Below are 12,851 nucleotides of genomic sequence, written 5' to 3' on the forward strand. Positions count from 1 at the left end.
TCTCAGTTGCCAGACATGTGCGTAAAATGGCCCCCGGATTAAAAAAGGATAGTGACGTATGCGCATTCATATTTTGGGAATTTGTGGCACTTTCATGGGCGGTCTGGCGATGCTGGCACGCTCGCTCGGTCATGAAGTAACGGGTTCGGACGCCAATGTGTATCCGCCGATGAGTACCTTACTTGAGAAACAAGGTATCTCCCTGATTCAGGGTTACGATGCCAGTCAGCTCGATCCACAGCCGGACCTGGTGATCATCGGTAATGCGATGACCCGTGGTAATCCCTGCGTGGAAGCGGTGCTGGAGAAGAACATTCCATACATGTCTGGCCCGCAATGGCTGCATGACTTTGTGTTGCGCGATCGCTGGGTACTGGCGGTGGCGGGGACGCACGGCAAAACGACTACGGCTGGAATGGCAACCTGGATCCTCGAAGCCTGTGGTTATAAACCGGGATTCGTGATCGGCGGTGTGCCGGGTAATTTTGACGTTTCCGCGCGTCTGGGTGAAAGCAACTTTTTCGTGATTGAAGCGGATGAGTACGACTGCGCCTTCTTCGATAAGCGTTCCAAATTTGTGCATTACTGCCCGCGAACCCTGATCCTCAACAACCTTGAGTTCGATCACGCGGACATCTTTGACGATCTGAAAGCGATTCAGAAACAGTTCCATCACCTGGTGCGCATCGTGCCGGGTCAGGGACGCATCATCTACCCGGAAAACGACATCAATCTGAAACAGACGATGGCGATGGGATGCTGGAGCGAACAGGAGCTGGTGGGCGAGCAGGGGCGCTGGCAGACGAAAAAACTGACCACCGATGCTTCTGAGTGGGAAGTGTGGCTGGACGGTGAAAAAGCCGGTGTTGTGAAGTGGGGCCTGGTTGGCGAACACAATATGCACAATGGCCTGATGGCGATTGCGGCAGCCCGTCACGTGGGAGTGCTGCCAGCCGATGCGGCGAATGCGCTAGGCTCGTTCATTAACGCTCGTCGTCGTCTTGAACTGCGTGGTGAAGCGCACGGCGTGACGGTCTATGACGATTTTGCTCATCACCCAACCGCTATTCTGGCAACGCTTGCGGCGCTACGTGGGAAAGTTGGCGGCACGGCACGCATTATTGCGGTGCTGGAACCTCGCTCTAACACCATGAAAATGGGACTGTGCAAAGACGATCTCGCGCCATCATTAGGCCGAGCGGACGAAGTATTCCTGCTGCAACCACCGCATATTCCGTGGCAGGTAGCGGAAGTCGCTGAAGCCTGCGTCCAGCCAGCTCACTGGAGTGGTGATGTGGATGCGCTGGCGGATATGGTAGTGAAAACCGCACAGCCCGGCGATCATATTCTGGTCATGAGCAACGGTGGGTTTGGCGGTATTCATCAAAAACTGCTGGATGGTCTGGCGAAGAAAGCGCAGGCAGAAGCGGAAAAGTAAAAAAAGCCCGGTAGCGCTGATGATTACCGGGCCTACGATTTTTCGACCTTGTGGGCCGGATAAGGCATATGTGCCATCCGGCGCTTTCAACGTATGAAATTACGCTTCGTTTTCCGCCAGTTCACGCAGATACTGGAAGATCTGACGTGCTGATTTCGGCGGCTTGTTGCCTTCTTTCTCTTTCTTCGCATTACGAACCAGAGAGCGAAGCTGCTGGCGATCGGCGGTTGGCCACAGGTTCAGCACTTCTTCTACGGCATCATCACCTTCGACGATCAGGCGATCGCGCAGCTGCTCAAGCTTATGAAACAGCACAACCTGTTGGTTGTGACGGTTTTTCAGCTTGTCCAGTGCCTGGCGGATTGGATCGACATCGCGCTGGCGCAACATCTTACCAATGAGCTGCAGCTGGCGGCGGCGTCCTTCCATCTTAATACGCTGGGCCAACTCAATTGCGGCACGTAAATCCGCATCGAGCGGGATTTTATCCAGCGCGTTTTTCCCCAGTTCGACCAGTTCCACACCCAGGCGTTTTAACTCCTCGGCGTCACGTTTAATTTCACTTTTACTGACCCAGATAATTTCATCGTCTTCGTCTTCGATGTCATCACCGGGAACGTCGTCGAGCCAGTCTTCGGGCTGCTTAGTCATGTCAGGCTCCTTAAAAAAAGAGGCTAATGTTACCAGTTAAGATGCGCACTGAAAAACGGTTCTCTGTTAGACTTCAGAGAAACTCTCTCTACATTATGGCATTTGCGATGAAAGTAATCTCACAAGTTGAAGCGCAGCGTAAGATTCTGGAAGAAGCAGTCTCGACAGCACTGGAATTAGCGTCAGGTCAGTCGGATGGCGCGGAAGTCGCTGTAAGCAAGACCACGGGTATTAGCGTCAGCACCCGTTATGGTGAAGTGGAGAACGTAGAATTCAATAGCGATGGTGCGCTGGGGATTACGGTTTATCACCAGAACCGTAAGGGCAGCGCATCGTCCACTGATTTAAGCCCGCAGGCGATTGCGCGTACCGTGCAGGCCGCGCTGGATATCGCCCGTTACACTTCACCGGATCCGTGCGCAGGCGTGGCGGATAAAGAACTGCTGGCCTTTGATGCCCCCGATTTAGACCTGTTCCATCCGGCGGAGGTCTCGCCTGATGAAGCTATCGAACTGGCAGCGCGTGCTGAGCAAGCGGCGTTGCAGGCCGATAAGCGCATTACTAATACCGAAGGCGGCAGCTTTAACAGCCACTATGGCATCAAAGTGTTTGGTAACAGCCATGGCATGTTGCAGGGCTACTGCTCTACGCGTCACTCTCTTTCCAGCTGCGTGATCGCGGAAGAAAATGGCGATATGGAACGCGATTATGCCTACACGATTGGCCGGGCGATGGGCGATCTGCAAACGCCGGAATGGGTGGGGGCCGACTGTGCGCGTCGCACGTTATCGCGCCTGTCGCCGCGTAAGCTCTCCACCATGAAAGCGCCGGTTATTTTCGCCAATGAAGTGGCGACCGGGCTGTTTGGACACCTCGTCGGCGCCATTGCGGGTGGCTCGGTGTATCGTAAATCGACCTTCCTGTTAGACTCGCTGGGCAAACAAATTCTGCCGGAATGGCTGACCATTGAAGAACATCCGCACCTGCTGAAAGGACTGGCCTCTTCGCCATTTGACAGCGAAGGCGTGCGTACGGAACGCCGTGACATTATTAAAGACGGCGTGCTGACCCAGTGGCTGCTGACCAACTACTCTGCGCGTAAGCTGGGGCTTAAGAGCACCGGCCATGCTGGCGGTATTCACAACTGGCGAATTCCGGGGCAGGGACTAAGCTTCGAGCAGTTGATCAAAGAGATGGGCACCGGCCTGGTGGTGACTGAGCTGATGGGGCAGGGCGTGAGCGGTATTACCGGAGACTACTCGCGCGGCGCGGCGGGCTTCTGGGTTGAAAATGGCGAAATTCAGTACCCGGTGAGCGAAATTACCATCGCCGGTAACTTAAAAGATATGTGGCGAAATATCGTCACCGTCGGTAATGATATTGAAACCCGCAGCAATATACAGTGTGGTTCGGTACTGTTGCCGGAGATGAAGATCGCCGGGCAGTAATACCCGTCATACTTCAAGCTGCTGCTCGAATGATTTAGGGTATCTGGCGTTATTTTTTAATAATAAAAAGGAAGTGAGCAATGCGTAAACACCTGTTAGCGATCGTCGCGGCTTCAACGCTGGTTCTTGGTTCTTCTGCCTTTGCAGCCGATCTTGAAGACGACATGGGGATCCTCAACGACAACCTGAAGATCGTTGAAAAAACGGATAACGCGACCGAGCTAAAAGATGCGTTAACTAAAATGCGTACAGCTGCGCTGGATGCACAGAAGGGAACGCCGCCGAAGCTGGAAAGCAAATCCCCTGATAGCCCGGAGATGAAAGATTTCCGCCACGGTTTTGACACGCTGATTGGCCAGATCGACGGTGCGCTGAAACTGGCGAATGAAGGTAAAGTCTCAGAGGCGAAAGCCGCAGCGGAAGAGCTGAAAACAACCCGCAACGCTTACCACAAAAAGTACCGCTAATGTGTTGTATCCGGCCTGTGTAGTCTGCAGGTCGGATAAAACGCCATCGCGTCGCTATCTGGCAACACAATTCCCCATAAGTAAACGCTATACCCATCACATTTTTTCATTTTTATCGTCCACGCATTGTTCGTTCTGGCCTCCACTTTCCTTGTTTTTCTTGCGATCTTAATCACATTATTCCAGCGATAAATCGCGAATCCCGTCCTTTTTGCGGCACAGATCACTGTCGCTGCGTCCCTTTCCACTTCGAAGTGGAAAACAACTCGCTACAAACTTTTAACCTCCGCCGCTACTTTACCCTCAGAGCCATTAGTGGGGTAAGACGAGTGAATAACGGAGCTGTAATGAATGACATGGGGGAATCGGTGGAACTGGCCGACCGCATGCTGGCGCAGGTGTATGCCTTGCTGCGTGAACGCCACATTATTCCCAACGCTGTACAGGAACAGATGCTGACGTCGCACGTTCGCGCCATGGCGCACCGCTCGGTCACGGGTGAACCGCTACCTGAAGTCGATGCCAGCTTATTTGATGAAATATCTGCCGAATCAATGGCGCTTGCCCGCGACGTCGTCGCCGAGTTTGGCAATCTTCCTGAGGAAGAGGCCTGGCTGCTGTCGGTGCACTTCGAAGTCGCGAAAGACAACCTTTAAGGAGCAAAAGATGGAACAGATTACCGTAGTGATTGGCGATCGTCTGGGTAAAGGCCAGAAAGTGGCGGCAGGCGTTGAGAAAGCGGGCGGTCGCGCGGTTGTGGTACCGGGTGTTGCCGCTGATATGAAGCTGGGCGATGTGATGAAAGCGGAAAATGCCACCTTTGGCATCTCGTTTTGCGGCAGCGGCGGCGCGGGGGCTATCACCGCACAGACTAAATACGGCTACAAGGCGAAATATGGTATGCGCTCGGTTGAAGAGGGTGTGACCGCCATCAACGAAGGTTGCAACGTGCTGGGGTTCGGCTTTATGGACAAAGAAGAGCTCGGCGAGCGCCTGGTACAGGCGTGGCAAAAGAAATACGGCGCTTAAGTATGAAAGAGCAATTCACCACCACGGTGAGAGTCACTGGCAAGGGCGAAGCCAAAGCGCGCGCCTTTGCCGATGCCCTGAACCACGTTCAGGCTGCGGTGATGAAAGCATCGCCGCATATCTTACTGCGTATTGAGCCACAGGATGTGCAGGTCGTTCAAGCGCGTGAAACGGTGCGTAAGGAGGCGTTTTTATTCCTCTTTCTACGCCGGGAAAGACGCACTTTCAGCGTGGAGCTGGATGTGACTGTCAACGTGACTGCCATCAATCTCGACAAGGTGGATTTCGTTACGCAACGCTGATTCTCTATTAAAAGGCATAATTATGTTCCTGATAATATTAATAAAATCGCTCATCATCGGCGCGCTGGTTGGCGTCGGTGTCGGCGCTGGGGCTGCACGCATGTTTCATGCGCCTACCACTCAAGGGATGGGCGCATTTCGTACCCTGGGGGAACTGAATTCCTGTGAAGGGGATCCGGCTTCTCACTTCTCGTTTGGCCTGGGCTTCTTCTTTAACGCCTGGGCTTCTTCCGTTGCGGCGGGGGCGTTCACTCAGGACGTTGACCACCGCATCATCCCCAACTGGGGTGCCGCCGCGCTGATGATCAAAAATCGTAACGTGGGTGAAACGCTGCACGATCCTAAACGCATGGCGATTGCTTGTGGCGTCATTGGCATGATCGTTGTGACGTTCCTGAACCTTACCGCATCCTCCGTACCTGAAGCATTGCAGGTTACCGCCGTTAAGGTGCTGGTTCCCGCAGCCAACCTGCTGGTCAACACGGTAATGCCGGTGATCTTCTGGCTGGCGGCGATCGATGCCGGTAAAAAATCTGGCTTCTGGGCGACCGTTTTCGGTGGTGCAGCACAGTTGATTATGGGTAACGCCGTTCCGGGTCTGGTCCTCGGTATCCTGATTGGTAAAGGTGTTGAAGAAAGCGGCTGGAACCACGTCACCAAAGTGATGATGGTGGCTATCGTCGCGCTGTTCGTCCTGAGCGGCTTCTTCCGCGGATTCGATATGAAGATGATCGAATCTTTCCATCTGACCGTGCCTAACTGGCTGGAACTGATCCATAACTCGCTCAGCGGCAAATAACGGAGGCCATCATGGAACAAAATAAAGGTTTTTGGTTTGCCGACTGGTCGTTCCCGATCTTCGTTGGTTTGCTCTCTTCTGGCGTCTTTGCCGGGACGCACATGTACTACCTGTATGGCATTGGTGCATTTAACGAAGTGGCATTCGTGGCGATGCTGAAAGCGGGAATGGATACCGGCTCCTACGGCGCGGTAGCGGCGTTTGGTGCAAGTTTCCTGTTTGCCCGCATCATTGAAGGGTCTCTGGTGGGGATCCTGGACATCGGCGGGGCGATTCAGACCGGTGTTGGGTTAGGCGTTCCGGCGCTGCTACTGGGTGCGGGCATTATTTTCCCGGTTGCCAATTTTGCCGCCTCACTGGTCACCGGTCTGGTTATTGGTCTGGCGATTGGCTACATCATCATTCTGGCGCGTAAGTTCACCATCAATCAGAGCGACTCGACCTACGGGGCTGACGTGATGATGGGGGCCGGTAACGCCTCCGGCCGCTTCCTTGGGCCGTTGATTATCCTCAGTGCCATGACGGCATCTATTCCTATCGGGATCGGCTCTCTGGCTGGCGCACTGCTGTTTTACCTGTGGCAGAAACCAATCACCGGCGGGGCGATCCTTGGGGCGATGATCCTCGGTTCGATCTTCCCGATTGCCATTAGCTAACTGTTGATTTGTAGGCCGGATAAGGCGGTTGCGCCGCCATCCGGCAAAGGAGAGTGCGATGTTTGATTTACTCCTGCGCCATGCGCGTCTGGTTGACGATACGGTGAGTGATATTGCGCTCAAGGACGGCAAAATTGCGGCGCTGGGCGGCATTGATAGCCCGGCGGCGAACATCATCGACTTACGCGGCGAGTGCTACGTCAGCGCAGGCTGGATTGATTCCCACGTCCACTGTTATCCCAAATCCCCGATTTATCATGACCAACCCGACAGCGTCGGCATTGCCACTGGCGTCACCACGGTGGTCGATGCGGGCAGTACTGGCGCTGATGATATTGACGATTTTTACACGCTGACGCGCGATGCAGCCACTGAGGTTTATGCGCTGCTGAATATCTCACGCGTTGGGCTTATTGCCCAAAACGAACTGGCCAATATGGCCAATATCGACGCTGATGCGGTGCAGCAGGCGCTGAAACGCCACCCCGATTTTATCGTGGGTCTGAAGGCGCGCATGAGCAGCAGCGTGGTCGGTGAAAATGGCATTACACCGCTGGATCGGGCTAAAGCGATGCAGGCGCAAAACGGTGACCTGCCGCTGATGGTGCACATCGGCAACAATCCCCCGGATCTGGATGAGATTGCCGAGCGCCTGATGGCGGGCGACATCATCACCCACTGCTACAACGGCAAGCCAAACCGCATTCTGACACCGGAAGGTGAACTGCGTGCGTCGGTGACACGGGCGATTTCGCGCGGCGTGCGTCTGGATGTTGGGCACGGTACTGCCAGCCTGAGCTTTGCGGTGGCGAAACGCGCTATCGAACTGGGTGTTCTGCCGCACACCATTAGCTCCGACATTTACTGCCGCAACCGCATCATCGGTCCGGTGCATTCCCTGGCGAATGTGATGTCGAAGTTTCTCGCTATCGGCATGTCGCTACCACAGGTCATTGAGTGCGTGACCGCCAATGCCGCCGACGGTTTGCGCCTGAAACATAAAGGTCGGCTGCAGGTTGGTCTGGATGCTGATCTGACCCTCTTTACGCTGAAACGCCAGCCAGACGTGCTGGTAGATGCCGAAAACGACAGCCTGCAGGCTGAACAACTGCTGGTGCCGCTTGCCGCAATACGTGCTGGCAAGGGCTATATGACCGAACAAGGGAGCGCGGAACATGCCTTCAATTTTTGAGAAGTACCATTTAAAACAGGTGATTAATACATCCGGTCGCATGACGGCGCTGGGTGTCTCCACACCACGACCGGAAGTGGTTCAGGCTGCGATGGCGGGGATGAATCAATACTTCGAAATGAAAGATCTGGTCAATAAGACAGGTGAGTACATTGCGAAGTTACTGGATGTGGAAGGGGCTACCGTCGTTTCCTGTGCCTCGGCAGGGATTGCCCAGTCGGTGGCGGCGGTGCTGGTTAAAGACAGTGACTGGCTATTGGAAAACCTGCACGTGACGCCTGTCGACAACAACGAAATCGTGCTACCCAAAGGCCACAACGTTAACTTCGGTGCCCCGGTTGGCGCGATGGTGGCGCTCGGCGGCGGTAAGGTAGTGGAAGCGGGCTATGCCAACGAATGTTCGGCAGCGCAGCTGGCTGCGGCTATTACACCACGCACGGCGGCAATTCTGTATATCAAATCGCACCACTGTGTACAGAAAAGCATGCTCAGCGTGGAGCAGGCTGCGGTGGTTGCACGCACGCATAACCTACCGTTGATCGTCGATGCGGCGGCGGAAGAGGATTTGCAATGTTACTACCGTGTCGGTGCGGACCTGGTCATTTACAGCGGTGCGAAGGCGATCGAAGGGCCAACCAGTGGTCTGGTGATTGGCAAAACGCAGTATGTTGAATGGGTCAAACGCCAGACGGCGGGCATTGGCCGGGCAATGAAGGTCGGCAAAGAAGGCATCCTCGGTTTGACCTGCGCTATCGAACTGTACCTAAGCGCGCAGAAAGAGAGCGGCGCGGAGATGGTAGAAAAAATGACGCCGTTTATAGCGGCGTTGAATGCCCTTAATGGCGTGAGCGCTCGTGTCGTGTGGGATAGTGCAGGGCGTGACATTGCACGTACAGAAATTAAGTTTGACGAAGCGGTAACCGGTATCGCCACGGGCGAACTGGTCGACGCGCTGAAACAGGGGGAGTATGCGATTTACTTCCGTGGTTACAAAGCTAATGAAGGCATCATCGAGGCGGATGTGCGCAGCGTCGATCGCGCGCAACTGGAGATTGTGGCTCGCCGGATTGCTGAAGTGATTTCGCAGGAGAAAAAAGCATGAAATTAACCCCTAATTTTTACCGCGATCGCGTCTGTCTGAACGTGTTGGCGGGCTGTAAAGAGAACGCCCAGGATATTTATGCGGCGGCGGAAGGCCATGTGCTGGTTGGCGTGCTGTCTAAAAATTACCCCAACGTCGAAAGCGCGGTGGCGGATATGCGTGAATACGCGGCGCTTATTGACAACGCACTGTCTGTGGGGCTGGGGGCGGGCGATCCGAACCAGTCGGCGATGGTCAGTGAGATCTCCCGCCTGGTGCAGCCTCAGCATGTTAATCAGGTCTTTACCGGCGTGGCAACCAGCCGTGCGCTATTGGGACAGCATGATACGGTTGTCAATGGTCTGGTATCGCCAACGGGTACGCCGGGAAGGGTGAAAATTTCCACCGGGCCTTTGAGCAGCCAGACACCGGACGGCATTGTGCCGGTCGAAACCGCGATTGCTCTGCTCAAAGACATGGGGGGGAGCTCAATTAAGTACTTTCCGATGGGCGGTCTGAAATGCCGTGACGAATACATCGCGGTCGCGCAGGCCTGTGCTCGTCACGACTTCTGGCTTGAGCCTACTGGCGGCATAGACCTGGACAATTTCGCTGAAATCCTGCAGATCGCCCTTGATGCCGGAGTGAGCAAAATCATTCCTCACATCTATAGTTCGATTATTGATAAGGTGAGTGGTGATACCCGTCCGCAGGACGTTCGCCAACTGCTGGCGATCACCCGCACCTGCGTAGGCTAATTAACTGATGAGGAAACTGATGTGAGATTCCCCAACCAACGTTTAGCGCAGCTTTTTGACATGCTGCAAAACGAGGCGCTCCCGCAGGATGAGCTGGCGCAGCGGTTGTCGGTTTCTACACGCACCGTACGTGCAGATATTACGGCGCTAAACGCGCTGCTTACTCAGTATGGTGCACAGTTTATTCTCAGCAGGGGCAGCGGTTATCAGCTTAAAATTGATGACCCGGCAAGTTATCACTCTCTGCAAACGCAGCAGCCTGAAACGTTGCTGCGCATCCCGCGAACCAGCCAGGAGCGGGTACACTGGCTGGTGGTCCGTTTTCTGACGTCGGCCTTTTCGCTGAAGCTTGAAGATTTAGCTGATGAATGGTTTATCAGTCGTGCGACGCTGCAAAATGATATGGCCGAAGTCCGTGAACACCTGCAACGTTATCGTCTGACGCTGGAAACCCGGCCCCGGCATGGGATGAAATTGTTTGGCAGCGAAATGGCGATCCGTGCTTGTTTAACTGACCTGCTGTGGACGCTGGCTCAGCAGGACCCCCAGCACCCATTGGTGATGGAAGAGGCGCTTAATGCCGGGATACCTGAGCAGCTACAGCCGGTTCTACAGGATATTTTTGCCCGTTTTCATATTCGTCTGACCGATGAGGGCGAGCTGTTTCTGCGCTTGTACTGTGCGGTGGCTATCCGGCGGATTAGCGAAGGGTATCCACTGCCTGAATTTGCCGCTGAAGAAACTGAACAGGCGGTGTGCCTGGCGGCAAGAGAGATTGCGGGGATCTTGCACCAACTGGCAGACAAGCCGCTTTCCGAGTATGAAGAAAACTGGCTTCAGGTACATATTGCCGCCCGTCAGGTACAGGAAATTGCGCCCAGCGCCATTAATGCCGATGATGGCGAAGCACTGGTCAATTACATCCTGCGTTTTATCAACACCCAGTACAACTACAACCTGCTGAATGACCAGCAGTTGCATGCCGATCTGCTGACACATATTAAGACGATGATCACCCGGGTTCGCTACCAGATCATGATCCCTAATCCGTTGCTGGAAAATATTAAACAGCACTACCCGATGGCATGGGATATGACGCTGGCCGCCGTGTCAGGCTGGGGGAAATACACGCCGTATACCATCAGTGAAAATGAGATCGGCTTTCTGGTTCTGCATATTGGCGTTGGGCTGGAACGTAGTTACAACATCGGTTACCAGCGCCAGCCGCGTGTGCTGTTGGTCTGTGATGCGGGAAATGCGATGGTGCGGATGATTGAAGCGGTGCTGGCGCGAAAATATCCGCAGATTGATATTGTGGGCGCCGTGACGCTACGCGATTACGAACAGCGGGACAACATCAGTGAAGACTTCGTTATTTCTACTGCACGGATCGGTGAAAAAGATAAGCCTGTCGTGATGATTGCACCGTTTCCTACCGACTATCAACTGGAGCAGATCGGGAAACTGGTGCTGGTAGATCGAACCCGTCCGTGGATGCTGAACAAGTTTTTCGATGCCGCCCACTTTCGTGTTATCAACGGCACCATGGATCAGCAGACGCTGTTCAAAACGTTATGCCACCAGTTGCAGGATGAAGGTTTTGTCGACGCGGAGTTTCTTGATTCGGTTGTTGAACGTGAGGCCATTGTCAGCACGATGTTGGGTGACAGTATTGCCCTGCCGCATGCGCTCGGCTTGCTGGCAAAGAAAACGGTGGTCTACACCATCCTCGCCCCGCAGGGCATTGCCTGGGGCGATGACACGGCACACGTAATTTTCTTGCTCGCCATCAGCAAAAGCGAATACGAAGAAGCGATGGCGATCTACGATATCTTTGTCACTTTCCTGCGTGAACGCGCCATGACGCGGCTCTGTGCATGTCAGAATTTTGCCGAGTTCAAAACGGTTGCGATGGAATGTGTGAGTCGTTTTTGAGAGGCGTTTTCCAGAATTCGATGTAATGTGAATGTAATGCTAAACTGCATTACACATTCGATTCTACTGGAGGCATAATGGCCACGCTGAACGTCCGTCTGGATGAAAAACTCAAAAATGAGGCTTATGCCGTGCTGGAAAAACTGAACATTACGCCAACGGAAGCCGTGCGATTACTGTTTCAGTACGTCGCGGAAACGGGGCGCATGCCAGTGAAAACCGTTACCGTTAGCGACAGTGAAGATGCACTGATTCAGACAGCCCGGGAGAGGCTGGCCAGCCCGCAAAAGGGAATCAAGGTTAGTCTGGATGACTTATGAACTGGAATTCGACCCGAGAGCCTTAAAGGAGTGGCATAAATTGGGTGATACGGTGAAGGCTCCGTTTAAGAAGAAGTTGGCCGGCGTGTTGTTGAACCCCAGAATTGACTCTGCCCGTTTAAACGTTCTTCCAGATTGCTATAAAATTAAGCTTAAGTCGTCCGGCTATCGTCTGGTGTACCAGGTTCGGGATGAGGTTGTGATCGTGTTTGTTGTCGCGGTCGGCAAGCGAGAACATTCAGCCGTTTATCACGATGCAAACAAACGGCTTTAGCGATTAACGCAAATGATGTACAACCTGGTTGCTGCTGCCGCGCCAGATCAGCGCCGGGTCTTTAAGATCCTGCACAAACTTGCCATCGACCAGTACGTTGATGAGATCGACCACCTGCATCTGCGCGGCGTTGAGTTCATCAAGCTTGTAACCGGTCCACACCCAGATATCTTTCCCCGGACACTCAGCGCGAATACGCTGTACCAGTTTCAGGATATCCGGCACGTTTTGCGGATGCAGCGGATCGCCTCCGGACAGTGAAATACCCTGGCGATGAATGCGCGTGTCGTTCAGATCGGCAATGATCTTGTCTTCCATCTCCCGGGTAAACGGCATGCCGGAGTTCAACCGCCAGGTACTTTTGTTATAGCAGCCAGGGCATTCATGTACGCAGCCTGAAACAAACAGGGTGCAGCGAGTGCCGGGGCCGTTAACGATATCGACGGGATAGTACTGGTGAAAGTTCATAGCGTGTAACCATGCCCGGTAAGCGTAGCGCCA

The 12,851-nt window shown here is 54.1% G+C and carries 16 protein-coding genes; 14 read left to right on the forward strand and 2 right to left on the reverse strand.

The window, feature by feature from the left end:
• Window positions 1–58 precede the first annotated feature (58 nt).
• Entirely contained in the window at window positions 59–1,438 is a 1,380-nt protein-coding gene (gene mpl / locus OGX95_RS19010) for a UDP-N-acetylmuramate:L-alanyl-gamma-D-glutamyl-meso-diaminopimelate ligase (RefSeq protein ID WP_286630575.1), read from the forward strand.
• Window positions 1,439–1,537: 99 nt separating this feature from the next.
• On the opposite strand, the gene yjgA is transcribed toward mpl, so the two are convergent.
• Entirely contained in the window at window positions 1,538–2,089 is a 552-nt protein-coding gene (gene yjgA / locus OGX95_RS19015) for a ribosome biogenesis factor YjgA (RefSeq protein ID WP_137378430.1), read from the reverse strand.
• Between the two features lie 95 nt (window positions 2,090–2,184).
• Here yjgA and pmbA point away from each other — a divergent pair, with 95 nt between their 5' ends.
• The 13 genes from pmbA (at window position 2,185) to OGX95_RS19080 (ending at window position 12,350) form a co-directional block, all read left to right on the forward strand.
• Complete coding sequence (gene pmbA, locus OGX95_RS19020) at window positions 2,185–3,537, forward strand: metalloprotease PmbA (protein ID WP_286630576.1); 1,353 nt, start codon at window positions 2,185–2,187, stop codon at window positions 3,535–3,537.
• An 80-nt stretch (window positions 3,538–3,617) separates the two neighbouring features.
• Entirely contained in the window at window positions 3,618–4,004 is a 387-nt protein-coding gene (gene cybC, locus OGX95_RS19025; protein ID WP_005134218.1) for a cytochrome b562, read from the forward strand.
• Between the two features lie 347 nt (window positions 4,005–4,351).
• Window positions 4,352–4,660 (forward strand): PRD domain-containing protein, encoded by a 309-nt coding sequence (locus tag OGX95_RS19030; RefSeq protein WP_016151467.1) that lies wholly within the window; start codon window positions 4,352–4,354, stop codon window positions 4,658–4,660.
• Between the two features lie 10 nt (window positions 4,661–4,670).
• Window positions 4,671–5,033 (forward strand): SFCGS family glycine-rich protein, encoded by a 363-nt coding sequence (locus tag OGX95_RS19035; protein WP_137383954.1) that lies wholly within the window; start codon window positions 4,671–4,673, stop codon window positions 5,031–5,033.
• Between the two features lie 2 nt (window positions 5,034–5,035).
• Window positions 5,036–5,335 carry a DUF4312 family protein gene (locus tag OGX95_RS19040; RefSeq protein WP_038636649.1) on the forward strand — a complete coding sequence of 100 codons (300 nt, stop codon included), beginning with the start codon at window positions 5,036–5,038 and terminating at the stop codon, window positions 5,333–5,335.
• A gap of 22 nt (window positions 5,336–5,357) precedes the next feature.
• The gene (locus OGX95_RS19045; protein ID WP_003025764.1) at window positions 5,358–6,134 is read left to right on the forward strand and encodes a DUF4311 domain-containing protein; all 777 of its coding nucleotides are present in this window, start codon (window positions 5,358–5,360) and stop codon (window positions 6,132–6,134) included.
• Between the two features lie 11 nt (window positions 6,135–6,145).
• A complete protein-coding gene (locus OGX95_RS19050; RefSeq protein ID WP_003830379.1) occupies window positions 6,146–6,790 on the forward strand; it encodes a DUF4310 family protein in 645 nt (214 codons plus the stop codon).
• Between the two features lie 58 nt (window positions 6,791–6,848).
• Window positions 6,849–7,982, forward strand: coding sequence for an amidohydrolase/deacetylase family metallohydrolase (locus OGX95_RS19055; RefSeq protein ID WP_286630577.1), 1,134 nt, complete (start codon window positions 6,849–6,851; stop codon window positions 7,980–7,982).
• Window positions 7,966–9,084, forward strand: coding sequence for a DgaE family pyridoxal phosphate-dependent ammonia lyase (locus OGX95_RS19060; protein WP_286630578.1), 1,119 nt, complete (start codon window positions 7,966–7,968; stop codon window positions 9,082–9,084). The genes OGX95_RS19055 and OGX95_RS19060 overlap by 17 nt, the downstream gene beginning before the upstream one ends.
• Window positions 9,081–9,821: a 2-dehydro-3-deoxy-phosphogluconate aldolase gene (dagF, locus tag OGX95_RS19065; protein WP_286630579.1), complete on the forward strand. Its 741-nt coding sequence runs from the start codon at window positions 9,081–9,083 to the stop codon at window positions 9,819–9,821. The genes OGX95_RS19060 and dagF overlap by 4 nt, the downstream gene beginning before the upstream one ends.
• A 21-nt stretch (window positions 9,822–9,842) precedes the next feature.
• Complete coding sequence (locus OGX95_RS19070) at window positions 9,843–11,756, forward strand: BglG family transcription antiterminator (protein WP_286630580.1); 1,914 nt, start codon at window positions 9,843–9,845, stop codon at window positions 11,754–11,756.
• Between the two features lie 77 nt (window positions 11,757–11,833).
• Complete coding sequence (locus OGX95_RS19075) at window positions 11,834–12,076, forward strand: type II toxin-antitoxin system RelB/DinJ family antitoxin (RefSeq protein WP_286630581.1); 243 nt, start codon at window positions 11,834–11,836, stop codon at window positions 12,074–12,076.
• Window positions 12,066–12,350: a type II toxin-antitoxin system RelE family toxin gene (locus tag OGX95_RS19080; RefSeq protein ID WP_286630582.1), complete on the forward strand. Its 285-nt coding sequence runs from the start codon at window positions 12,066–12,068 to the stop codon at window positions 12,348–12,350. The genes OGX95_RS19075 and OGX95_RS19080 overlap by 11 nt, the downstream gene beginning before the upstream one ends.
• A 3-nt stretch (window positions 12,351–12,353) precedes the next feature.
• Here OGX95_RS19080 and nrdG read toward each other — a convergent pair whose 3' ends face one another.
• On the reverse strand, window positions 12,354–12,818 hold the full coding sequence (nrdG, locus tag OGX95_RS19085; RefSeq protein ID WP_286630583.1) for an anaerobic ribonucleoside-triphosphate reductase-activating protein: 465 nt from the start codon (window positions 12,816–12,818) through the stop codon (window positions 12,354–12,356).
• Window positions 12,819–12,851: the final 33 nt, after the last annotated feature.

The organism is Citrobacter sp. Cu233 (assembly GCF_030332225.1).
Lineage (GTDB): Bacteria > Pseudomonadota > Gammaproteobacteria > Enterobacterales > Enterobacteriaceae > Citrobacter.